The following is a 21,913-nucleotide window of genomic DNA, read 5'->3' as shown; positions in this document are numbered from 1 at the left end:
TAAGATAAAAAATAAATTTTGCGCCTCTCAAAAACTGGCACAGCCGCTGCAATATCTATCGCAACGAACAGGACAACACAGCGAGACGCCACGATGGCCAACTTCAAACTCTTCAACACGCAATCGAAACAGCTGCCAGCCTGCGACACTTTGAATGCCTCCGGCGCCTCGGCATATGCCTACACGCCGAAGCATCAACTGGCTCAACTGGCGGTCACCGGTTGCCTGAACCAGACGTTTTACGCCAGCGCTGAAAGCCAGCTGGATCAAGTGTTGAAGCTGGTGGCTGAACTCGACAGCCGTTTCGTGGCGAAGGCTGCTGTCTACGCTCGCCATAAGGGCCACATGAAAGACATGCCGGCGTTGTTGCTCGCGGCGTTGACGGCGAACCGTTCGACGTTGGTACCTGAGGTGTTTGAACAAGTGATCGACAGCGGCAAGATGTTGCGCAACTACGTGCAGATCCTGCGCAGTGGCGCCACCGGGCGCAAATCCCTCGGTTCGCAACCCAAGCGTCTGGTGCAGAACTGGCTGAACGGCGCGACCGAACGTCAACTGCTACAAGCGTCGATTGGCAACCAGCCATCGCTGGCGGACGTGGTGAAGATGGTTCACCCAAAGCCGGCTGAGGCCTGGCGCGAAGCGTTCTTCGCCTGGCTGATCGGCAAACCGGTGGATGTGCAGGCATTGCCCGAGTTGACCCGTGATTTGCTGGCATTTCGCAGCGGTGCGAGTTGCGAAGTCCCCGCGGTACCGTTTCAACTGCTCGGCAACGAAATTCTGAGCAAAGAGCAATGGGCGGCGCAGGCCTGCAACATGGGCTGGCAGGGGTTGCGCATCAACCTCAACACCCTGGCGCGGCATGGCGCGTTCGAGGTTCCGGGTTGCGTCGATTACGTGGCAGCGCGACTTGCAGATCCGCAAGAAGTGGCAAAGGCGCGGGTTTATCCATACCAGTTGCTGGCGGCCTATCGGATGGTTGGCGATAACGTACCGCCGCAGATCCGCGAGGCGTTGCAGGATGCACTTGAGCTGTCGCTGGCCAACGTGCCGAAGCTTGAAGGCGCGGTGGTGGTTTGCCCGGACGTATCGGGTTCAATGGGCAGCCCGGCGACCGGTTATCGTCAGGGTGCAACCACCGCAGTGCGTTGCATTGATGTGGCGGCACTGGTCGCGGCAGCGGTGTTGCGCAAACAGCCGGCGGCGCGGGTGATGCCGTTCGAAGTGAAGGTGGTGGATATCAAGCTCAACCCACGGGACAGCGTGATCAGCAATGCGGAGAAACTGGCCAAGGCCTTTGGCGGCGGCACCAACTGCTCGGCGCCATTGAAGAAACTGGCGGACAGCAAGGCCAGGGTCGATACGTTGATTCTGGTATCGGACAACGAGTCCTGGATCGACACGCAGCGCCGTGGTGCCAGTGAGACCATGCTGCAGTGGGAGCGCATCAAGCGGATCAACCCGCAGGCACGGCTGGTGTGCATCGATATCCAGCCGGGTTATGCAACGCAGGCGGCGGATCGCGATGACATTCTGAATGTCGGCGGTTTCAGCGATGCGGTGTTCGATGTGGTCGAGCAGTTCACCAGCGGTCGTTACGGTGCCCAGCACTGGGTCGAAGCGATCGAGAAGATGCAATGAATTGATTTGTCACAGGCGCTGAATGCCGGTGGGACTACATCCAAGACGTCTCATCAAACCCTTGTCAGCGTGTGTGACGGCACGAATGCCTGATGGCTGTACATCTGAGGCCGGTTAACCCCGGTGCGCGGCGACGCGCAACAGTCATCAACTTTTGTCGTGCCACCTTATTGAAAAAGAAGGCAGCGAATGCAACAGGTACTCCATCGGAACGCGGGTTCGAATCCCGCCCCGGCAACGGGGGCTCGACTGGCAGAGCCACAGTGTCTGTTTTTTTGTCGCTGCACATGACGGAACAACGCCGAATCATCGGCCAACGAATAAAGAATAGAGAAATGAAAGCACACACTTACCAACTGCTCGAAGTCGCCAACGGCAAGCCGATCAAACTCTGGACTGAAGGCGTCCCGGTGGAAAACGAGGCCCGCGAGCAACTGATGAACACGGCAAAGATGCCATTCATCTTCAAGCATCTGGCGGTGATGCCGGATGTGCATCTGGGCAAGGGCTCGACTATTGGCAGCGTGATTCCGACGGTGGGCGCGATCATCCCTGCGGCCGTCGGCGTGGACATCGGTTGCGGCATGATCGCCGCACGCACGTCGCTGACCGCAGCCGACTTGCCGGACAACCTGCAGGGTCTGCGCAGCGCCATCGAGCAAGCGGTGCCCCATGGCCGCAGTTCGAACCGTTCTCGGCGCGACAAGGGCGCGTGGGACGAGATTCCGCAGCAAGCCGATCAGGCCTGGGCGGGGCTTCAGCCACGTTTCAAACTGATCACCGACAAGTACCCGAAACTCACCAACACCAACAACCGTGGGCATCTGGGCACGCTCGGCAGCGGCAACCACTTCATCGAAGTGTGCCTGGATGAAGCCAACCGGGTCTGGTTCATGTTGCACAGTGGTTCTCGCGGTGTCGGCAACGCCATTGGCAACCTGTTCATTCAGATGGCTCAGGCGGATATGCGGCAACACATCGCCAACTTGCCGGATCGTGACCTGGCGTACTTCGAAGAAGGCAGCCAGCACTTCGATGATTACGTGGAAGCGGTGAGCTGGGCGCAGGACTTCGCCAGACAGAACCGCGAATTGATGATGCGCGCGGTGATTCAGGCCACGCGCCAGATCATTCGCAAACCGTTCGAGGTGGCGCTGGAAGCGGTCAACTGCCACCACAACTACGTGCAGAAAGAGCGGCATTTCGGCGAAGAAATCCTGGTCACCCGCAAAGGCGCGGTGTCGGCGAAGAAAGGTGAACTCGGGATCATTCCGGGTTCGATGGGCGCCAAGAGTTTCATTGTGCGCGGCCTGGGCAACGAAGAGTCGTTCAGCTCCTGCAGCCACGGCGCCGGCCGCACCATGAGCCGAACGAAGGCAAAGAATACATTCACCGTCGAAGACCAGATCCGCGCCACGGCGCATGTCGAGTGCCGCAAGGACGAAGCGGTGATCGACGAAATTCCGATGGCCTACAAGGACATCGACAAAGTCATGCACGCCCAGCGCGAGTTGGTGGAAGTGCTGCACACCCTGCGGCAAGTGGTGTGCGTCAAAGGATAAAAGGATCAGCAGTCATGGAATTTGCAGAACGCCACCCGCTGTGCGCCACGATGCGTGCGCGGGTACTGGAAGATTTGGCGCGTATAGAGCGTGAGCGCAATGTCACGGTGTTGTACGCCTGTGAGTCCGGCAGTCGGGCCTGGGGCTTTGCCTCGACCGACAGCGACTACGACGTACGGTTCGTGTACGTGGAAAAACCGCAGTGGTTCGTTCAGGTCGACACGCCGCGCGCGGTGATCGAGCGGCCATTGGACGATGAGCTGGACGTCAGCGGCTGGGAACTGCGCAAGACCCTCGGGTTGTTGCGCAAGTCCAATCCGACGTTGCTGGAGTGGCTCGACTCGCCATTGGTGTACCGCAGCGAAAGCGCGCAGGTTGCGCAACTGCGGGAGCTGGCCGAAGCGTTCTACAGCCCGCCGGCAGCCCGCAACCACTATCTGTCGATGGCGAAAAACAACTTTCGCCAGTACCTGCAAGGCGACAGCGTACGGTTCAAGAAGTACTTCTACGTGCTGCGGCCGTTGCTGGCGGTGCGCTGGATCGATCAGGGGCGTGGGCGTCCACCGATGACCTTCGCCGACCTGCTGACCACAATCGACGACCGGGCACTGCTGGCTGAAGTCGACGAACTGCTGGCACTCAAACGCAATGCCGACGAGCGCGCCTACGGCCCGCGTCGTCCGGCGCTGCACAGGTTCATCAATGCCGAACTCGAACGCGATGTGCCCACATTACTCAGAACTCAGGAAGACTCGCGACGACTGGATGACTACCTCAGGGACATCGTCAGGTTGTATGCGTAAGGATTGAAATGGAACCGCAAGTGATTGAACTGGACGGCGCGATTGGCGGCGGTCAGGTGTTGCGCAGCGCGCTGAGCCTGTCGATGGTGACGGGCCAGGCGTTTCGCATTAAACAGATTCGCGCCCGCCGCAGTCGGCCGGGACTGCTGCGTCAGCATTTGACGGCGGTGATTGCGGCCGCCGAAGTCTGCGGCGCACGGATCGCGGGAGCGGAACTGGGCTCGCAGGCGCTGTTTTTCGAGCCGGGAGCGATTCGTTCGGGTGATTACCGGTTTGCGATCGGCACGGCCGGCAGTTGCACGTTGGTGTTGCAGACATTGCTGCCGGCGCTGTTGCAGGCGCCGGGCACAAGTCGCGTACGGATCAGCGGCGGTACGCATAATCCGTTGGCGCCGCCTGTCGATTTCCTTACGCGCAGCTGGTTGCCGTTGATGCGGCGCATGGGTGCCGGCATTGAGCTGGATCTGCTGCGTCACGGCTTTGTCCCGGCCGGTGGCGGTGAGATCGACGTCACGGTGCAGCCGTCGCAACTGAAGCCGCTGGACCTGTGTGAGCGTGGGGCGCTGCTGTCGCAGCAAGCCTTGGCGCTGACGGCCGGTCTCGCACCGAGCGTCGCCGAGCGTGAACTGAATCAGGTGGCGAAACGCTTGCGCTGGGCAGCGGAAACTTTGCATCCGATCACGCTCGACCCGGCGCGTGGCCCCGGTAACGTGCTGTTACTGGAGTACGTGTTCGAGCAGGTCACCGAAGTCTTCAGTGCCTTTGGCCAGGTGTTGTTACGGGCGGAGAAGGTAGCTGATAGCGCAATCAATCAGGCGACAGACTGGTTACGCAGTGACGCTGCGGTGGCGGAACACCTCGCCGACCAGTTGCTGCTGCCGATGGCGCTGGCCGGTGGCGGATCATTCACTACCCCAAGAATGACCCAGCATCTGCACAGCAACATCGCGGTGATCGAGCGCTTCTTGCCGGTCACTATTGAATGCTCGGAAGCGGGCCCCGAGCGTCTGCGGGTTGAGGTCCGCAACGGTCGCTGACCACGTCGCAAGCCCGGATCAATCTCGCGAATGCGGCAATTTGCTGGCCCCCAGGCTTGGGCTTCCCCGGCAAAATCGCCTTTTTTCAAAAGGTTAGGTTGGCTATATGCGGACGATTGTCATAACCGTTGCAACGCTTTCCCTGGCTGCTTTCGCTTCGGCCATTGAAGCGAGAGAGTTGAGCAAGAGTCACCGGTTTGCCTGTACGTGGGGCTCGGACATCGCCGCCGGCGCACAACAGTCGAAGCTCTCGGGGATCTCGTTGTACGGCGCGCGCAAGCAGTTGCAGGTGCGCAAGTTCCAGCAACCGTGGATGCGCATGACGGCAATGGGGATTACCGAGCAGACCTACAACAGCACGTCGAAGCTCAAACCTGCAGCGGTCAAGCAGACCTATTACGAACAATGCGTGCGGCATGAGCTGGCCCAGCGATAAATCGAAAAGCCCAACCTGAAGAGGTTGGGCTTTTTCATGCCTGACGAAACGTCGGCGTTACTTGTCAGTCTCGCAATTGACCATCCACGACACGCCGAAGCGATCGACCAGCATACCGAACCGGGCGGCCCAGAAAGTCGCCTCTAGCGGCATATCGACGCGACCGTCCTTGGCCAGTGCATTAAACACCCGCTCGGCTTCGGCAATGCTGTCGACGTTGAGTGAAATCGAGCAACCACTCATACCCCCGGTCGGCCGGTCAGGCGTGGTGTCCGAGGCCATGATCATCTGGTCGCCAACCTTCAGGCAGGTATGGATGACCAGGTTGTGGTGCTCTTTCGGTACGTGTTCGGCGGCGGGTGTTTCGCCGAAGGTCATGATTGCTTCGAGTTTTCCTTGCAGCGCTTGCTCATAAAAGGTGAAGGCTTCACGGCAGTTGCCGTTGAAGATCAGGTAGGGATTGATTCGCATGATGGCGTTCCTGGCAGTAGGCGCGGAGAGAGGCGATGTTCGCCAGGTTCCGCGAAAGGCGGTTAAACCATAGCAAAGCATTGGACGCCGCAACGGCCAGAGTTTTTCCAGATGTTTTTCTTCTGAAAACGCCGCGCTTCAGCACGGATAAAACCTGCGGAGTACCATGACACCCTGTACGACCTATTGAGCTTGTTCTGCCATGCCTTTGATTTCCCGCTTCAACGCCCTGTTCGATCAGGCCCGGCGCGCCCTGTTGCTGGTCTGGGCGACATCACGCGGGTTGTTTCTGGGGTTGGTGCTGGCGACCCTGATTGCCGGCGTTCTGCCGGCGCTGGCCGCATGGCTGGGTCAGCGCATTGTCGATGCGGTGGTGACGGCGATGCAGTTGCACGCGCAACAGGGCGATGCACCCCTGTGGCCGGTGTTGCGTTATGTGCTGATGGAGGCGGGCGTGCTGGCGTTGTTATCCGGTACGCAACGGGCGCTCTCGGTGCAGCAGTCGTTGTTGAGGGTGCAGTTGGGGCAGAAGGTCAACACGCTGATTCTGGAAAAGGCGCAGACCCTGTCGCTGGTGCAGTTCGAGAACTCCGAGTTCTACGACAAGCTGGTGCGCGTGCGCCGCGAAGCCTCGACCCGGCCGCTGGCGTTGGTGATGAAGTCGCTGGGGCTGATCCAGAACCTGATCATGTTGATCAGCTTCGGTGTGCTGCTGGTGCATTTTTCGCCGTGGGCACTGCTGTTGCTGGTGATCGGCGCGTTGCCGGTGTTCTTTGCCGAGGCGCATTTCTCCGGCGACGCTTTCCGCCTGTTCACCCGCCGGGCCCCGGAGAGTCGGCAGCAAAATTACATCGAAACCTTGCTGTCCCATGAGGCCTACATCAAAGAGGTCAAGCTGTTCGGCTTTGCGCCGTTGCTGCTGCAGCGTTATCGGGACACTTTTGCCAAGCTCTACGCCGAGGATCGGCGCCTGACATTGCGTCGTGATGGCTGGGGTTTCGGTCTCGGCTTGCTCGGTACAGGGGCGTTCTATCTGGCTTATGCCTGGGTGGTGATCGATGCGGTGCACGGCAATATCAGTCTCGGTCAGATGACCATGTACCTGGTGTTGTTCAAGCAGGGGCAGAGTGCGGTCAGCAGCAGCCTGAGTGCGATCAGCGGTTTGTATGAGGACGGTCTGTACCTGTCGAGCCTGTATGAGTATCTGGCCGAACCGGTGTTGGCTGATTGCGGTCATCTCACCGTCGGCGCGCATCCGGGTGATGGCCTGCGTTTTGAGAACGTCGGTTTCCGCTATCCGGGGGCCAGCCGTGCAGCACTGGAAGGCATCGACCTGCACCTGGTGCCGGGCAAGAGTGTGGCGCTGGTGGGGGAGAACGGCTCAGGCAAAACCACGCTGATCAAATTGCTGACGCGCCTGTATCGGCCCGATCAGGGGCGGATTCTGCTTGATGGCAGCGATTTGCAGGATTGGGAAGAGAACACATTGCGGCGGCGTATCGGCGTGATTTTTCAGGACTACATTCGCTACCAGTTCACCGTGGGCGAAAACATCGGCGTGGGGGATACCTCGGCGTTCAACGATGAATCGCGCTGGCAGGCCGCAGCGGCCGAAGGCATGGCCGCGCCGTTCATTGAAGGTCTCGACCGTGGCTATGCCACGCAGTTGGGCCGCTGGTTTGCTGGCGGTCAGGAGTTATCGGGCGGGCAATGGCAGAAGATTGCCTTGTCTCGGGCCTATATGCGCCGCGATGCCGACATCCTGATTCTCGACGAGCCGACCTCGGCGCTGGATCCGGCAGCGGAAGCGGCAGTGTTCGAGCATTTCAGCCAGCACACCGAAGGGCGCATGACCTTGTTGATTTCCCATCGCTTTTCCAGTGTGCGCAATGCCGATCAGATCATGGTGCTGGAGGGCGGACGGATACTGGAGAAGGGCGATCACAACAGCCTGATCGCTGCAAACGGGCACTACGCCAAGCTGTTCGATCTGCAGGCTCGCGGCTATCGCTAGGAATCCTGCGCGCTGCGCACCAATGCTGGGCCGGCCACGCGCGGCGCGGGTTTGGACTGCATCATCGCATCGATCGCCTTGCGATAATTCTGCCCGCCCAGCGCCATGCTGTTGTTGTGGGTGGCACCCGGCACCAACAGCAGTCGTTTCGGTTGTCGGGCGGCGTTGAACAGTTGCTCGCTGAAACGTGGCGGCACGAATGCGTCGGCCATGCCGTGCACCACCAGCAATGGCATGTGAATCTCGGCGATCTTGTCGATGGAGTCGAATTTCTGCGACAGCAGCCAGCGCACTGGTAGCGAAGTGTTGGCCACGGCGGCAGCCACGTCGGCGAGAGAGGTGAAGGTCGATTCGATCACCAGACCTTTGACCGGCAGCGGTGTCTTGTCCCGTGCGGCGTCCTGGCCGAGTTCGGCGGCCAGATCAATAGCCACGGCGCCACCCAGTGAGTGGCCGTAGATCAGGCGCTTGCTCGGGTCGGGCTGCAGGAGTTTGAAGCGCTCCCACGCCACACGGGCGTCTTCATACACGCTGCTTTCCGAAGGCAGATCGCCCTTGCTCTGGCCGAAACCACGGTAGTCGATGGCCAGTACCGAGTAGCCGGCCGCGCGCAATTGCTCGATGCGGAACAGCTGTCCGGTGAGGTTCCAGCGCACGCCATGCAGATAGAGAATCGCCGGAGCGTTCGGTCGTTCTGCGGGCCACCACCAGGCATGAATATTCTGCCCGGCCTTGAAGCTCTTGGGCTGCAAGTCGAGTTCCTGCACGCTGCCCGGCAAACCGTGATACCAGCCGGCCGTGCCCGGTTCGATGCGAAACAGCAGTTTGCGCTCGGTGTGTTCGAGCACCGCACAACTCGTCGGCACGCCAATGATCAGCGCAGCCATGCAGGCGAACGCCAGACGGCGACGACGCAAACGGGTCATGAAGGACAGGAACATTAAACGGTTCACCACAGCGCAGACAAAGAAGGCTTTTTACCAGAAGGCTCGGTCTGCGCGTGAGTTTTTCGACCACCGTCTACTCGCAACGATTACAAAATGCTGCGGCTCAGCCCACGCGCAGAACGATTTTGCCGATGTGGTCGCCACCTTCCATGCGCGCATGCGCCTGGGCCGCATCGTTCAGCGAATAAACCTTGTCGATGATCGGCAGGCAGCGTCCGGCGGCCAGCGCCGGCCACACGTGTTCGCGCAGTTGCTCGGCAATTTCGGCCTTTTCCTCAGCGGTTCGCGCACGCAGCAATGAGCCAGTGATCACCGCACGCTTGGCCATGATCGCCAGCAGGTCGATGTCGTTGGCCTTGCCGCCACCGAGAAAGCCCAGCATCACCAGCCGGCCATCCATCGCCAGCGCGCTGACATTACCGTTGAGGTACGAAGCGCCCATGATGTCGAGAATCGCGTTAACGCCTTGGCCAGCAGTTTTTTCGGCGATGACCGTGGCGAAATCCTGCTCGCGATAATTGATCGGCTGCCCACCCAGTTTGCTGATCGCTGCGCATTTATCGACGCTGCCGGCGGTGGCAAAGGCTTCGATGCCGAGTTCGCGGCACAGCATCAGTGCGGTGGTGCCGATGCCGCTGGTGCCGCCGTGGATCAGCACGCGCTGACCACGCTGGGCGTCGCCGAGGCCGAACAGGTTGGCCCACACGGTAAAGAAGGTTTCCGGGATAGCGGCGGCCTGCACCCAATCCAGTCCATCGGGGATCGGCAGGGTTTGCCCGGCCGGGACGTTGCAGTATTCGGCGTAACCGCCACCGTTGGTCAGCGCGCAGACCTTGTCTCCGACGGCAAACTGACTGACACCGGCACCCAGCGCCACTACTTCGCCGGCCACTTCCAGACCGGGGATCGGATTCATCCCCGGCTTCATTGGATACTTGCCGGCCCGTTGCAGGGCGTCGGGGCGGTTGATCCCGGCGGCATGCACGCGGATCAGCACTTCACCGGCTGCGGCGACCGGTAACGGCACGCGTTTGGCTTGCAAGACTTCCGGGCCACCGGGTTGAGTGATTTCGATCCGGGTCATTTCGTTGGGCAAAGTCATGTCGATTCCTGTTGCTTGAGGTTCTGAAGATGGGAGCGCAGCCCGCAGGCAATGATTCCCTTCAATTTTCACAGACGCGTGGTTCAGTCGCTGAGGGCAGCCATTTCAGGGCGTGCTCCAACAAAATCGCCACGACAATCGCCCCTGCGGCGATCACGAAGAGCATTGCGTGCTGACCGCCCGTGGCATTGAACAGCGCCGAATAGGCAAATCCGGCCAGCGCCTGAAACGTGGCAAACGATACGGTGGCGCGGCTCCAGGCGATTTGCTGGCGATGGTGATCCGGCACCAGTTCATGCACGCGGGCCAAGGCCAGCGGGACGATGCCGGGCGGGAATGAACCGATGATCACTGCCAGCACGGCCAACGCCATGAAAGAGTGGGAAACCGCCAGCAGTCCCAGCGCAATCGCCTGCACCACCAATACCAGCCGGATGCCCATCCGCGCGCCAAGCCGGTCCGCGAGAAAGCCGTAACTTACCGGGCCGACAATTGCGCCCAGGCCATACATCACCCAAACCAGTGCACCAATCTGCGCCCCGGCACCGAGCCCGCGAGCCACGTAATCCACCAGGAACACCATGGCCGGCACCAGACTTGCGGCCATGAAGGCGTATTGGCCGAACAGCAAATAGACGGCGGAGGGGGTTGGCTCAACCGCAGCGCCTGTGGGAGTGGCGGTCGGGTACGGTAGATCAACAGGCCAGCCAAACCAGCTCATAGCGGTCAGCAACAAGGACAATCCGCCCAGCCCCAGCCAGGTGGCGTGCAGGCCCATATTCAACAAGGGCGGGACGATGGTTCCGGAGGCGGCGATGCCCAAGCCGATACCGAGAAAAATCGCACCGCTGGCCAGTCCCTTGCGGGATGCCGGCACGTGGGGCAGAACAGTCGCCGCCACAAGCACCATAATCGCGCCGCCGGTAATCCCCGACAGCAATCGCCAGCCAAAGAACCAGCTCACCGACAACGGAAATGCGCAGGCAAAAAACGCTGCGGTGACCAGCAGCATCATCAGTCGCAGAGCGTTTTTATTGCCCAGTTGCCGCGCGATCGGCCGGCCGAGCAGGGCGCCGATCAGATAGCCGACCAGATTGGCTGCGCCGAGGTAGACCACGTCATTGGCAGAAAACCACTGCGCCTGAATCAGCGAGGGAATAAGCGGTGTGTAGGCAAAACGCGCCAGCCCAATGCCGACCAGGCTGGCGCAGAGTCCCGAGAAAATCGGTAAGGCTGAGGTTGATGTACGCATGACAGCGATCCTGAGGAAGGTCTATGGCGCTCAGAATATCGGCTATCTTTGCTGCGGTAATGCAGCGATTCGGCTTTATAGTGATGCAAATTTGCATGGGGCGGGCAGTATGAACTGGGATGATGCGCGGGTATTTCTCGCGGTATGCAGGGAATCGACATTACGCGGCGCAGCGCGGGTTTTGGGGGTGGATCAGGCGACTGTCGGGCGACGGATCACGGCGCTGGAAAAGTCCCTGAGCGCGACCTTGTTCCTGCGCACCTCCGACGGCTACGCATTGACCGCAGTCGGCGAGGCCGCGCTCAAAAGCGTGGAAAAAATGGAGCATTCGGCGCTGGAACTTGAGCGGCAGATTCAGGGCCTGGATGATCGTCTGACCGGCACCGTACGCGTCAGCACCACCGACTCACTGGCCATCGACTTTCTGATTCCGGCCATTAGTCGCCTGCACGCGCTGCACCCGGACGTGCGTGTGCAACTGGACGCCTCCACGCAGATTCTTAGCCTGGCCAAGCGCGAGGCGGACATCGCTGTGCGCAATACCCGGCCTGACAATCCCGATCTGATCGCGCGGCGGATTGCACGCTGGCCCGTGGGATTGTTCGCTTCACAGGCGTATATCGACGCCCATGGCATCCCGCCGCCGGGTACGGCGTTCGAAGGCCATGACCTGGTGGTCTACCAGCCGTATTTGCAGACGCACAAGGACATGACGCTGGTTTGCGAGCCGCTGCATCGCGGACGGATTGTCGCCAGCCTGAGTTCAAGTCTGTTGGTACGCCGCTCGATTGCGGCCGGCCTGGGCGTAGGAGAAATTCCGGTATACATGGGCGAGCGCGATGGCCTGATCAGGCTTTGGCCGGAGCGCAATCGCCCGCAACCGTATGAGGTCTGGCTGGTGACCCACGCGGACTTGCGCCACACCGCACGGGTCAGGGCGGTGATTGAGCAGATTGTCGAGGCGTTTGCACTGGAGAATGAGTGACGGCTCAAAGCGTTTTGGACAAGCTACAGCGTCTGACGAAACGCCCTACATCCACAGCAGAATCTGCCGGCTTGTGGGCTTGGAGCGCCAGTCCTAAGGTTGATGCAACTCGCAGCGCCAGGAAATCGGTGCGCCAGAGAAGGTATCGCTAACCCAGGGAAGGGGATCGGATTGAAAGCCAGGGAATTCGAGCAATATCAAAGCTTCGACACATTGAGCAAAGGTCGTAATACACAAATCATGAACGCTATCAGCCGTGAAGAATTCAACGCCAGGATCGAGACCATCGAGGCAAGGATGGATGCTCGGGTAGAGCGAGTGCACGCAGATATCCGAGAGTTCCTTTGCTCCCAGGCAGAGCGAGACAAGGCGAATGAGCGCATCCAGTGTGAGCGAGATAAACGCTACGACTCGATGATTCAAGGCATTGCCATCGAGTCCAAAGAGGCGCTCAAAAAGGCGGGTTCCGTGAATGCCAACGTCTGGATGGCAACGGCTGTGCATCTGTTTGGTGTGGTCAGTATTGTCGTGGGCGGCTATTTCGCCAGTCAGGCCAACCTGTATGCAGCGATACAAACAACCTTGGCGGCGGTTCAGGCGGGCAAAGAAGTCGGCGCAGCCAAGCCTGCCGAGCAGCCATCACCGGTGTTGCCAAAATAAAAAAACGGCCTTCAATCGAAGGCCGTTTTTGTTGGCTTTGGAAACCCTGCCTCATGGCATTTGCGGCAGCTCTTGCGGACGCAGGTCAAACACCAGCACTTCTGCATCCGCGCCATTGCTCAGGGTCAACGCCTGTTCCTCGCGAACCCGCACGCCGTCACCTTCCTGCAGCAACTGGCCGTTGAGTTCAACACTGCCGCGAGCCACATGCACGTAGGCGTAACGGTTGGCGGACAGTTTCAGGGTGGCGCTTTCCTTGCCGTCGAACAACCCGGCGTAAACCCGCGCATCCTGGCGCACTGTCAGCGAACCATCGCTGCCGTCCGGCGAGATGATCAGTTGCAGGCGACCGCGTTTTTTCTGCGCACTGAAGTGCTCCTGCTGATAGCGCGGTTTGGCGCCGCTGATCTCCGGCACAATCCAGATCTGCAAAAAGTGCACGGGTTTGGTGGCCGAATGGTTGAACTCGCTGTGCGCCACGCCGCTGCCGGCGCTCATCAGTTGTACGTCGCCAGGGCGGATCACCGAGCCGGTGCCCAACGTGTCTTTATGTTCCAGTGCGCCTTCGAGCACGTAGGAAAAGATCTCCATGTCACGATGCGGGTGCTGGCCGAAACCTTTACCGGCGGCAACGCGGTCATCGTTGATCACCAGCAGGTCGGAAAAACCCTGTTCACGCGGGTCGCGGTAGCTGGCGAAGGAAAAGGTGTGGAACGACTTCAACCAGCCATGATTGGCGAGGCCACGATCGGAGGCTTTGCGAAGAGTCAGCATGATGAAATCTCCTTGGGGGACGTGAATTCGTCCGAGTGAGGAGAAGATTACTGTTTACTCTGCGGGGTAATAAGTAGATGGAAATTGAAATACTGTCCGTTTCTGGTTGACAGTTGTGTGCGCTCGATCACGTATTTTTTTCCGACGACTGTGCCGCAGTTGGCCATAATGCTCAGCCTGTCCTGTCCGCTTACTTTTGATTATCAGTGATGTGTACCCCATGAAAACCGTGGCCATGGTGTTGTTCCCCGACTTTCTGCTGCTCGACATGGCCGGGCCGCTGGAAGTGTTTTCGGTGGCCAATCGCTATTTGAAACCGGAGTCGCACTATCAGCTGACGACCCTTGGCACCGAGCGCGGGCCGTTGCGTGCGTCCAACGGTGTGCTGGTACACACCGACCGGCATATCGAACAAGCCCTTGAGCGCTACGATTTGCTGCTGGTGCCAGGAGGGCCGGGGGCTTACAACGAAAAACACCCGGCGTTGCTGGCCTGGCTGAAAGCGGCCGTGCCCTGTGCCGAGCGATATGGTTCGATCTGCACCGGCGCCTTCGTGCTCGGCCATGCCGGGTTGCTCGACGGCTATCGGGTGACCACTCATTGGAACTACACCGAACGCCTGATCAAGGCATTTCCAAAGGCGAGCGTCGCCACCGACCAGATTTTCATTGAGGATCGCAATCTGATCACCTCTGGCGGGGTCACGGCCGGCATCGACCTGGCGCTGGCGCTGGTGGCGCAGGATCACGGCAAGAAGTTGGCCCAGGACGTCGCCAAAGTGCTGCTGGTGGTGATGAAACGTCAAGGCGGACAGGCGCAGTTCAGCCCCTTGATGGCGGCGGTGGCGCCTCAGGAAACACCGATCACCCGAGTACAGAATTACGTCCTGGACCATCTCGACGAAGTGTTCACTGTCGAGCGCATGGCAGGATTGGCCAACATGAGTGCACGGCACTTCGCGCGGACGTTTGTCCGCGACATCAATATGACGCCGATGGAGTTCCTGCAAAGTGCGCGTATCGACTGCGCACGAAATCTTTTGGAAGCCACTGACCTGCCTTTGAAAACCGTGGCCTACAAGAGTGGTTTTGGCAGTGTTCGGCACATGCGTCTGTTGTTCGCGGAAAAACTCGGCCTTACCCCTGTGCAATACCGCGAACAGTTCAGCTAGAGCGGTTCTGTCCGTTGTGCGCACCCGGATGTCCGTGCTGCGCCCTGTGTGAAGGTTGTGCCGTCATCGCAGGCTGCCAAGATAGTTGGCATGAACAGCCTCAACGATTTGCACTCGGCGTCAGTCCTGTATTTCGGCCCTTACGCCTTTCATTTGCGCCAACGGCTGATCCTCGACGGGGATCGGCAACTGCGCATGGGCGGGCGGGCGCTGGACATTCTGCAGGTGCTGGTCGAGCGTGCAGGCCGAGTGGTCAGAAAGGAAGAGTTGATTGCACGGGTCTGGCCCACTTCGGTGGTCGAAGAGATCAATCTTCGCGTCCACATTGCCGCCCTGCGCCGGGCGCTCGGTGACGGTGAGAACGGCCAACGCTACATCGTCAATGTGCCGCAATGTGGCTACAGCTTCGTTGCTCCGGTGCACGGCGACAATTTTGAGCACGTGGCCCTGGAACACCTGCAAGCGCCACAACACAACTTGCCTGTGCGGCTGACGCCGGTGACCGGTCGCGATTCAGTGGTGGGCTCGATGGTGCGGCAATTGCCACTGTGCCGATTGATGACCGTGACGGGGCCTGCGGGTGTCGGCAAAACCACGGTGGCGTTGCGTGCTGCAGAGTTGCTGTTACAGCATTTTCGCGACGGGGTCTGGCTGGTGGACCTGGCGGTAGTCAACGACGCCACGCCACTGCTCGATTATCTGTTGCACACCCTCGAAACCGATCTCGTCACGCTGGCAGCGCGTCACAGCTTGCTGGTGCTGGATAACTGCGAGCATCTGCGTGAAGCCTGCAAGGCTCTGGTTGAACGTTTACTGGAGGCCGCGCCACGGTTGTCGATTCTTGCGACCAGTCGCGAAGCATTGCAGGTCAGTCTGGAGACCGTGCAAACCCTGCCGCCACTGGCTATTCCCAAGTCCTCAGCGTTGGGCAGTGTCGAAGAGACCATGAGCTATTCGGCCGTGCAATTGTTTGTCAGTCGTGCCCGAGCCCGGCAGCAGGGTTTTACCCTGCGTGAACAGGATCTCAATGCTGTGCGCGACATCTGTCGGCGGCTCGATGGGCTGCCACTGGCGATTGAACTGGCGGCGGCGCACATTGATGCGCTGGCGTTGGTCGGCTTGCAGTCTCAACTCGACAATTGTTTACAGCTGCTCAGCCATGGTCGGCGTACTGCCGTGCCACGCCATCAAACCCTGAAAGCCGCGCTGGACTGGAGCTATCAGCACCTGAGTGAGCAGGAACAGCGGGTGCTGCAACGCCTGTCGGTCTTCAAAACGGCGTTTGCCATTGATGCGGCGATGGGCGTCATCAGCTGCGCGCAATTACCCCCGTCGACGTTGGCCCTGATGATTGATCGGTTGGCGCAGAAGTCTTTGCTGGCGGTGGAGCGGGGCAGTGCCGGGTTGCGCTATCGCATGCTCAACACCACCCGTCGTTACGCCCGCGAACAACTGGAACGCAGCGGTGAATCCAACGAGTACGAGCGTCGGCATGCGCGCTTCGTCAGCCGCAGTCGTTGGGTGTCAGGCTCGCAGTTGGCGGCCCAACTCGTCGAGTAACCAGCGCACCTTGCGCAGGTCCGGGGTGGCGTAGCCCTCGGTGAAGCGTTGATAGATCGGGTTCAATAACTCCAGTGCTTCGCGGTAGCGGTTCTGCCGTTGCCACAACTGCGCCAGCGAAGTAGCACTGCGCAGTTCCCAGGCCAGGGCGCCCTGGGTTTGCGCGATCGACAGTGCCTGGAGCAAGACCTTTTCGGCTTGCCGTGTGCTGCTGTCGGGGCAAGCCGATTGTTCAATCAACATGCGATCGGCCCGAGCCCGCAGAATCTCCGCCGTGCTCCAGCCTGCAGCTCCGCTGTGTGCCCGCTCAAGCAACGCATCATCAACAAAGCGGCTGTCCAGGGTCACCATGATTTCTCTGATCAGACCGCTGTCATCGGTCGCTATCGGCACGGCGGCATCGGCGTCGAGGACCTGCGCGTATTGCCGTGCCCAGCGATAGAACAGCAATACGGAATGCTTCTGCGCCTGCTCCAGCAACAGCTGCAGCAAAGCACGGGCGTTTTGCGCGTCACCGTTGTAATGAGCAATCAGGCAACTGGCCAGCGCCAGGGTGTAGCAGATCGAGGTGCCGTGGTTGATTTGCACGGCGATGTCCAGTGCCTGCCTGGCCGTACGCCAGGCCTGTTCAGGGAAACCTTGCAGCCACAACACCCGGGCCAGCACCGTCAGCGAGGCGACGCTCTGGTCGTACTGCACGCCGAAGCCATGGGTGAAACGGTTGGGATTGCCGTTTTGCGCCATGTGCTGAATCACTTGCTCGGCATGCAGGCGTGCCTGCTGCTGGTCGCCGGCGTAATGCAGCGCCAACACCCGCAGGCGATGTGTACTCAGCGACAACTGCGGGTCGCCGTGCAGGCCGAGTCGATCGAACTGTTCGCTCTGTTCCAGCGCCGACCGATAGTGGCCACAGCTGAGGTTGACCGCCATGTGCCCGGACACCGCACGCAGCTGGCCGGCCACGTCGTCGTACTCTTGCGCCAGCGCATGGGCATCGACGAATGCGGCGATGGTTTCCGGGGTACCACCCCAGGTGTGGTAGCAGGCGCTGCCGAGCGCCAGTTTCAGCGCGATCTTCACCCGAGGGCAAGGTTCGGCAGCGTTTTCCAGCAGGGCCAGCGCCTGACGCACGTAACCGCCGTATTCCTTGAGCAGCGACAACTCTTGCCACAGGGGCGCCGAGGTCGCGGCCAGATAAATCCCCACATCGTTGGGGCCTGCACCGTTCAGGCTCCAGTCGAGCGCCGCGCGCAGGTCTTCCAGACCGCGTGCGTAGCGTTCGATCCACAGTGCGGTTGAGGTGGTTTCCCAATCGGTCTGCCCCTGATACATCAGCGCCAGACAACGTTCAGCGTGGCGTTCGCGGGTTTCGGCGAGTTCGGCGCCTTGCTCGAGTTTTTCCAGGGCATAGCGGCGCGTGGTGTCGAGCAACCGATAAAACACTTCTTCGTCACCGACTTCGACGTTGAGCAACGATTTGGCGACCAGTTGGGTGATTGAGCCGAACACCTCGCCGGGCTGGATGTGCTGTCCACCGATCACCGCAGCGGCGGACTCCAGCGTGAAGCCACCCCGAAACACGCCGAGCCGGCGCAGGCAGGTCTGTTCGCAATCGGTCAGCAGGTTGAAGCTCCAGTCCAGCGTGGCACGCAGCGTCTGGTGGCGTTCCACGCTGCTCTGATTGCCGGTCGCCAATACCGGCAGACGCCCTTGCAACTGGCTGAGCAAACCCTGCAGGCCGAGTTCTCCAACCTGCGCCGCCGCCAGCTCCAGCGCCAGCGGAATGCCGTCCAGACGCCGACAGATTTCAAGCGCATCGGGCAACTCGGCGTCGCTCAATTCGAAGCCCTCGTGCGCGGCCAGGGCGCGTTCGGCAAACAGTTGCAGTGCCGAAAAACTCAACGCCTGCGCACGATCAAGCACGGCAATCGGCGGCGGGTAATCGAGGGATTCGAGACGTTGCACATACTCGCCTTCGGCACGCAGGCTCTCGCGGCTGGTGGCCAGAATGTGAACCTGCGGCGCACCGCGCAAAATGCTCTCGCTGAGCAGTGCCATGGCGTCGATCAGGTGTTCGCAGTTGTCGATCACCAGCAGCATCTGGCGCTCGCGCAGCGCATTGACGAGGTGGGTCAGCGGATCGTTGTCATGCGGCACCACGTCCAGCAGGGCCGCCAGGTGCGAGCAGATCATTCGTGCGTCGTTGATCGGCGACAGATCCAGCAGCCGGATACCGTCCCGATAGTGGCCGATCATCTGCTCGGCAACGCGCAGGGCCACGGTGGTTTTGCCGATGCCGCCGGGGCCGACCAGCGTGATGCAGCGCTGGCGCGGCAACTGCCTGATCAGGCTGTCGACCAGCGGCTGGCGGCCGATCATTCGCGTGCGGCGCAGTGGCAGGTTATGCCGGGTGCCGGTCTCTGCGCAGGTGTGCTGTTCGATCGATTGCAGCCTGATCGGTGCGACAAAACTGTAGCCGCGCTGCGCCACCGTGACGATGTATCGCTGCCCGCCCTGACCGTCGCCCAGCGCTTTGCGCAAAGCCGCCATGTGCACCCGCAGATTGATGTCTTCGACGACGCTGTCCGGCCACACGCCGGCAATCAGTTGCTGCTTGCTCACGACATCGCCGGCATGCGCCAGCAGGATCAGCAGAATATCCATGGCACGTCGGCCCAGGCGTAACGGCTGCTCGCCTTCAAGCAGCAGCCGTTTGCCGGGCTGAATCCGATAGGGGCCGAAACCGAGGGCCTGATTCGTGGGAAGACTCAACAGCTCACTCCTGCGAAATTTTTATAATCCTGCCCACGGCGTGTGAAGCCTCCGTGAAGGGCAGCGCGGATCAGCGTCAGCGGCACGCAAGCCTTCTAATCCGCAGTTTTGCGGACATATTCCGCAGGTTCTGGCGTCAGTGCAACGTGCAGATTGCCGGCAATGCTCGAAAGTGATGCAGCGATCGGCATTTTTGCCCGCTGCAATGTTCAGACCAGCGCTTTGTCTCGCGGACAATTAACAACGATTAACTCGTCTGTGTTCGCTTCAACCCCAAAAATCCGATGAAGCAGGCCTGGACCTGACGGCTGCAATGGAGTGCACGCGTGCGGAGGGCGACGCAATGAGCAACGTGGTGGTGGTCTATCACAGCGGCTATGGCCACACTCGCGTCATGGCAGAAGCCGTGGCGCAGGGCGTCGAACGGCACTTGGGCAGTACCTGCCGGTTGGTGGCGGTAGAAGAGGTCGAGTTCTATTGGGATGAGTTGCACCGCGCCGACGCGATCATTTTCGGTGCGCCGACTTACATGGGCAGCGCCTCGGCGGGCTTCAAGCATTTCATGGAGGCCAGCGCGGCGTTCTATCTGGCAAAACCATGGCGCAACAAGGTTGCCGCCGGGTTCACCAATTCCGGAAGCCTGTGCGGCGACAAGCTCAATACATTGCTGCAAATGGCGGTGTTCGCCGCGCAACATTCGATGATCTGGGTGGGGCTCGACCTGCTCCCGGCGCGCTCGGTGGCGGGCTGCTTCGATGGTCAGTTGAATCGTCTGGGCAGCGCGCTCGGGGCCATGTCGCAATCCAATGTCGAACAGCCCCCCGAGCAGGCTCCGCCGCTCGAAGACCGGCGCACGGCGGCACACCTGGGCGAGCGGGTGGCGCAAGTGGCGCAGCGCTTGAGGCAGCAATGAAGCGCAGGGAAATGAGCTTGGCGCGCGACAGCGTCTAGACCGCCAGGCGTATGCCGACAGGCGCGGCCGCTGACTGCGGTCTTTCGGGCTTCATGCCCGGCACCTCACGACACCGCCAGGCGAACGGACTGATCCCTTCGCTGCGGGTGAAGATATGGCAGAAATGTGCCTGATCGCAGAAGCCACATTCCAGGCTGATCTGCGTCAGGCTCAAGTGGGTGAGCCGGATCAACTGCTTGGCGCGAGCGATGCGCTGGGTGCGGATCCAGTCCTGTGGCGAGAGTCCGGTACTGCATTTGAACGCCCGGGAAAAATGACTGCGTGACAACGAACAGGCCTCTGCCAGTTCGGTGACTTCCAGGCTTTCACCCAGGCGGTCGAGGATCAATTGTTTGGCCCGCCGTTCGCGTTGCGGACTGAGGCCGCCGATGCGCGGTGTGCAAGATTCGCTGGAGGGGGCGAGGGCGACTGTTTGTTGTAAGTGAGCCATGGCCAATGTCCGTGTCGGGGGGCAACGCACGCTCGGCACGTTTCCCTCTGGTCAAAAAAACAATGTTTCGCAGAGGGTTTCATTGTTGGACGGGGCCGGAAGACTGACGAGTTAAACGTTGTTAATTGCGCCGCAAAACGTTGAACTCAGCACATCGCTGCAAGTCGTCGCCATCGACAAACACTTCCAATGGGTGCCGGTGAAATACGGCCCATACAAACCTGCGGCCAGCGTACCGTTGATCAAGTAAAGTACGGCGCTATCGCACCCGACTGAACACGACTTCTCAAGCAAGGAACTCGAGCCCATGAACCGTAACGATCTGCGTCGCGTCGACATGAACCTGCTGGTGATTTTCGAAGCGCTGATGTTCGAAAAGAACCTGACCCGCGTCGCTGAAAAACTGTTCATGGGCCAACCGGCGGTCAGTGCGGCGCTGGGTCGTTTGCGCGACCTGTTCGATGATCCTTTGCTGCTGCGCAACGGTCGCAGCATGGAGCCGACCGCCCGCGCGCTGGCGATTCTGCAGGAGCTGCAACCGGCGATGGATGTGATCTCCGGCGCGGTCAGCCGGGCCAAGGAGTTCGACCCGGCCAGCAGTTGCGACGTGTTCCGCATCGGCCTGTCGGACGACGCCGAGTTCGGTCTGTTTCCGCCGCTGCTGCGACAGCTTCAGCAGGAAGCCCCGGGAATTGTCGTGGTGGTGCGACGTGCCAATTATCTGTTGATGCCGGCGCTGCTGGCGTCCGGGGAAATCTCGGTCGGCGTCAGTTACACCACCGATCTGCCGGCCAACGCCAAGCGCAAGAAACTGCGCGACATTCCCTGCAAAGTGCTACGCGGCGATGATCGTCCGGGGCCGCTGACGCTGGACGAATACTGCGAGCGCCCGCACGCGATGGTGTCGTTCTCCGGTGACCTGAGCGGCAACATCGATCTGGACCTGGCCAAGGTTGGCCGGCGTCGGCGCGTGGTGCTCGGCGTGCCGCAGTTCAGCGGTTTGCGTGCGTTGCTCGCCGGCACTGAAATGATTGCTACCGTGCCGGACTATGCCGCGTGTGCGCTAGTCGAAGGCTGCGCCTTGCGCGCTGAAGATCCACCGTTCCCGATCGACGCCGCACAGCTGTCGATGGCCTGGAGCGGGGTGCACGACAACGACCCGGCCGAGCGCTGGCTGCGTTCGCGGATCAGCCAGTTCATGGCGGCGCCGCTGGATATTCCGCCCGCCTGACGCGCCAAGTTTCCCTGTGGGAGCGGGCTTGCTCACGAAAACGGTATGTCATTCAACAATGATGCTGGCTGACCGGACGCCACTGTCGGATC

Annotated in this window: 20 protein-coding genes; 13 read left to right on the top strand and 7 right to left on the bottom strand. The window is 60.6% G+C overall.

All coding sequences use genetic code 11. The annotated features are described in order from the left end of the window. Positions 1 to 93: 93 nt before the first annotated feature. The 5 genes from QRN61_RS24220 (at position 94) to QRN61_RS24200 (ending at position 5,479) form a co-directional block, all read left to right on the top strand. Positions 94 to 1,641 (top strand): RNA-binding protein, encoded by a 1,548-nt coding sequence (locus tag QRN61_RS24220; protein WP_285375855.1) that lies wholly within the window; start codon positions 94 to 96, stop codon positions 1,639 to 1,641. 335 nt (positions 1,642 to 1,976) lie between these two features. Next, entirely contained in the window at positions 1,977 to 3,203 is a 1,227-nt protein-coding gene (locus QRN61_RS24215; RefSeq protein ID WP_027611573.1) for an RtcB family protein, read from the top strand. Positions 3,204 to 3,217: 14 nt separating this feature from the next. Continuing rightward, positions 3,218 to 4,006, top strand: a complete 789-nt coding sequence (locus tag QRN61_RS24210) for a nucleotidyltransferase domain-containing protein (RefSeq protein ID WP_285375854.1) — start codon at positions 3,218 to 3,220, stop codon at positions 4,004 to 4,006. A gap of 8 nt (positions 4,007 to 4,014) precedes the next feature. Beyond that, positions 4,015 to 5,043 carry an RNA 3'-terminal phosphate cyclase gene (gene rtcA / locus QRN61_RS24205; RefSeq protein ID WP_285375852.1) on the top strand — a complete coding sequence of 343 codons (1,029 nt, stop codon included), beginning with the start codon at positions 4,015 to 4,017 and terminating at the stop codon, positions 5,041 to 5,043. A 106-nt stretch (positions 5,044 to 5,149) separates the two neighbouring features. After that, positions 5,150 to 5,479, top strand: a complete 330-nt coding sequence (locus QRN61_RS24200) for a hypothetical protein (protein ID WP_007961262.1) — start codon at positions 5,150 to 5,152, stop codon at positions 5,477 to 5,479. A 57-nt stretch (positions 5,480 to 5,536) separates the two neighbouring features. Here the strand turns inward: QRN61_RS24200 and QRN61_RS24195 are convergent, their stop codons facing one another. Beyond that, positions 5,537 to 5,950 carry a VOC family protein gene (locus QRN61_RS24195; RefSeq protein WP_097088705.1) on the bottom strand — a complete coding sequence of 138 codons (414 nt, stop codon included), beginning with the start codon at positions 5,948 to 5,950 and terminating at the stop codon, positions 5,537 to 5,539. 202 nt (positions 5,951 to 6,152) lie between these two features. Here QRN61_RS24195 and QRN61_RS24190 point away from each other — a divergent pair, with 202 nt between their 5' ends. Next, positions 6,153 to 7,964, top strand: a complete 1,812-nt coding sequence (locus tag QRN61_RS24190) for an ABC transporter ATP-binding protein (protein ID WP_103367631.1) — start codon at positions 6,153 to 6,155, stop codon at positions 7,962 to 7,964. Here QRN61_RS24190 and QRN61_RS24185 read toward each other — a convergent pair. The 3 genes from QRN61_RS24185 to QRN61_RS24175 all read right to left on the bottom strand — a co-directional run bounded on the left by QRN61_RS24185 (position 7,961) and on the right by QRN61_RS24175 (position 11,265). Beyond that, positions 7,961 to 8,905, bottom strand: coding sequence for an alpha/beta hydrolase (locus tag QRN61_RS24185; RefSeq protein WP_285375849.1), 945 nt, complete (start codon positions 8,903 to 8,905; stop codon positions 7,961 to 7,963). The genes QRN61_RS24190 and QRN61_RS24185 overlap by 4 nt on opposite strands. Positions 8,906 to 9,014: 109 nt before the next feature. Next, positions 9,015 to 10,013 (bottom strand): NAD(P)H-quinone oxidoreductase, encoded by a 999-nt coding sequence (locus QRN61_RS24180; RefSeq protein ID WP_285375847.1) that lies wholly within the window; start codon positions 10,011 to 10,013, stop codon positions 9,015 to 9,017. A gap of 61 nt (positions 10,014 to 10,074) precedes the next feature. Further along, positions 10,075 to 11,265, bottom strand: coding sequence for a YbfB/YjiJ family MFS transporter (locus QRN61_RS24175; protein WP_285375846.1), 1,191 nt, complete (start codon positions 11,263 to 11,265; stop codon positions 10,075 to 10,077). A 109-nt stretch (positions 11,266 to 11,374) separates the two neighbouring features. On the opposite strand from QRN61_RS24175, the gene QRN61_RS24170 reads away from it, so the two are divergent. Together QRN61_RS24170 and QRN61_RS24165 are read left to right on the top strand one after the other, a co-directional pair. Further along, positions 11,375 to 12,250, top strand: coding sequence for a LysR family transcriptional regulator (locus QRN61_RS24170; protein ID WP_285375844.1), 876 nt, complete (start codon positions 11,375 to 11,377; stop codon positions 12,248 to 12,250). A 171-nt stretch (positions 12,251 to 12,421) separates the two neighbouring features. Further along, a complete protein-coding gene (locus tag QRN61_RS24165) occupies positions 12,422 to 12,910 on the top strand; it encodes a hypothetical protein (protein WP_256578446.1) in 489 nt (162 codons plus the stop codon). A 51-nt stretch (positions 12,911 to 12,961) separates the two neighbouring features. On the opposite strand, the gene QRN61_RS24160 is transcribed toward QRN61_RS24165, so the two are convergent. Beyond that, positions 12,962 to 13,684: a pirin family protein gene (locus QRN61_RS24160; protein ID WP_097088717.1), complete on the bottom strand. Its 723-nt coding sequence runs from the start codon at positions 13,682 to 13,684 to the stop codon at positions 12,962 to 12,964. 220 nt (positions 13,685 to 13,904) lie between these two features. On the opposite strand from QRN61_RS24160, the gene QRN61_RS24155 reads away from it, so the two are divergent. Beyond that, positions 13,905 to 14,855, top strand: a complete 951-nt coding sequence (locus tag QRN61_RS24155) for a GlxA family transcriptional regulator (protein WP_285375843.1) — start codon at positions 13,905 to 13,907, stop codon at positions 14,853 to 14,855. A 90-nt stretch (positions 14,856 to 14,945) separates the two neighbouring features. Continuing rightward, positions 14,946 to 16,415, top strand: a complete 1,470-nt coding sequence (locus QRN61_RS24150) for an ATP-binding protein (RefSeq protein ID WP_285375842.1) — start codon at positions 14,946 to 14,948, stop codon at positions 16,413 to 16,415. Here the strand turns inward: QRN61_RS24150 and QRN61_RS24145 are convergent. Further along, on the bottom strand, positions 16,380 to 19,187 hold the full coding sequence (locus tag QRN61_RS24145) for an ATP-binding protein (RefSeq protein ID WP_285375841.1): 2,808 nt from the start codon (positions 19,185 to 19,187) through the stop codon (positions 16,380 to 16,382). The genes QRN61_RS24150 and QRN61_RS24145 overlap by 36 nt on opposite strands. Positions 19,188 to 19,530: 343 nt before the next feature. Between QRN61_RS24145 and QRN61_RS24140 the strand changes: the two genes are divergently transcribed. Further along, positions 19,531 to 20,100: a flavodoxin family protein gene (locus tag QRN61_RS24140; protein ID WP_027611586.1), complete on the top strand. Its 570-nt coding sequence runs from the start codon at positions 19,531 to 19,533 to the stop codon at positions 20,098 to 20,100. A gap of 34 nt (positions 20,101 to 20,134) precedes the next feature. Here the strand turns inward: QRN61_RS24140 and QRN61_RS24135 are convergent, their stop codons facing one another. Continuing rightward, positions 20,135 to 20,590, bottom strand: a complete 456-nt coding sequence (locus QRN61_RS24135; RefSeq protein WP_210558979.1) for a helix-turn-helix domain-containing protein — start codon at positions 20,588 to 20,590, stop codon at positions 20,135 to 20,137. Between the two features lie 118 nt (positions 20,591 to 20,708). On the opposite strand from QRN61_RS24135, the gene QRN61_RS24130 reads away from it, so the two are divergent. Continuing rightward, positions 20,709 to 20,840 carry a hypothetical protein gene (locus QRN61_RS24130; protein ID WP_256578447.1) on the top strand — a complete coding sequence of 44 codons (132 nt, stop codon included), beginning with the start codon at positions 20,709 to 20,711 and terminating at the stop codon, positions 20,838 to 20,840. Between the two features lie 57 nt (positions 20,841 to 20,897). After that, positions 20,898 to 21,821 carry a LysR family transcriptional regulator gene (locus tag QRN61_RS24125; protein ID WP_096796195.1) on the top strand — a complete coding sequence of 308 codons (924 nt, stop codon included), beginning with the start codon at positions 20,898 to 20,900 and terminating at the stop codon, positions 21,819 to 21,821. Positions 21,822 to 21,913 lie beyond the last annotated feature (92 nt).

Origin of the sequence: Pseudomonas sp. lyk4-TYG-107 (assembly GCF_030209055.1) — a bacterium.
In the GTDB taxonomy this organism is placed as follows: Bacteria; Pseudomonadota; Gammaproteobacteria; order Pseudomonadales; family Pseudomonadaceae; genus Aquipseudomonas; species Aquipseudomonas putida_A.
This window is presented reverse-complemented; position numbering and strand designations above follow the sequence as displayed.

What these genes read in the sequence shown, in the direction of transcription:
- QRN61_RS24155 (WP_285375843.1), top strand. Translation starts at nt 13,905, where the DNA reads ATGAAAACCGTGGCCATGGTGTTGTTCCCCGACTTTCTGCTGCTCGAC.
- QRN61_RS24125 (WP_096796195.1), top strand. Translation starts at nt 20,898, where the DNA reads ATGAACCGTAACGATCTGCGTCGCGTCGACATGAACCTGCTGGTGATT.
- QRN61_RS24200 (WP_007961262.1), top strand. Translation starts at nt 5,150, where the DNA reads ATGCGGACGATTGTCATAACCGTTGCAACGCTTTCCCTGGCTGCTTTC.
- QRN61_RS24160 (WP_097088717.1), bottom strand. Translation starts at nt 13,684, where the DNA reads ATGCTGACTCTTCGCAAAGCCTCCGATCGTGGCCTCGCCAATCATGGC.
- QRN61_RS24190 (WP_103367631.1), top strand. Translation starts at nt 6,153, where the DNA reads ATGCCTTTGATTTCCCGCTTCAACGCCCTGTTCGATCAGGCCCGGCGC.
- QRN61_RS24185 (WP_285375849.1), bottom strand. Translation starts at nt 8,905, where the DNA reads ATGTTCCTGTCCTTCATGACCCGTTTGCGTCGTCGCCGTCTGGCGTTC.
- QRN61_RS24210 (WP_285375854.1), top strand. Translation starts at nt 3,218, where the DNA reads ATGGAATTTGCAGAACGCCACCCGCTGTGCGCCACGATGCGTGCGCGG.
- QRN61_RS24215 (WP_027611573.1), top strand. Translation starts at nt 1,977, where the DNA reads ATGAAAGCACACACTTACCAACTGCTCGAAGTCGCCAACGGCAAGCCG.
- QRN61_RS24150 (WP_285375842.1), top strand. Translation starts at nt 14,946, where the DNA reads ATGAACAGCCTCAACGATTTGCACTCGGCGTCAGTCCTGTATTTCGGC.
- QRN61_RS24220 (WP_285375855.1), top strand. Translation starts at nt 94, where the DNA reads ATGGCCAACTTCAAACTCTTCAACACGCAATCGAAACAGCTGCCAGCC.
- QRN61_RS24140 (WP_027611586.1), top strand. Translation starts at nt 19,531, where the DNA reads ATGAGCAACGTGGTGGTGGTCTATCACAGCGGCTATGGCCACACTCGC.
- QRN61_RS24135 (WP_210558979.1), bottom strand. Translation starts at nt 20,590, where the DNA reads ATGGCTCACTTACAACAAACAGTCGCCCTCGCCCCCTCCAGCGAATCT.
- QRN61_RS24180 (WP_285375847.1), bottom strand. Translation starts at nt 10,013, where the DNA reads ATGACTTTGCCCAACGAAATGACCCGGATCGAAATCACTCAACCCGGT.
- QRN61_RS24170 (WP_285375844.1), top strand. Translation starts at nt 11,375, where the DNA reads ATGAACTGGGATGATGCGCGGGTATTTCTCGCGGTATGCAGGGAATCG.
- QRN61_RS24195 (WP_097088705.1), bottom strand. Translation starts at nt 5,950, where the DNA reads ATGCGAATCAATCCCTACCTGATCTTCAACGGCAACTGCCGTGAAGCC.
- QRN61_RS24175 (WP_285375846.1), bottom strand. Translation starts at nt 11,265, where the DNA reads ATGCGTACATCAACCTCAGCCTTACCGATTTTCTCGGGACTCTGCGCC.
- rtcA (WP_285375852.1), top strand. Translation starts at nt 4,015, where the DNA reads ATGGAACCGCAAGTGATTGAACTGGACGGCGCGATTGGCGGCGGTCAG.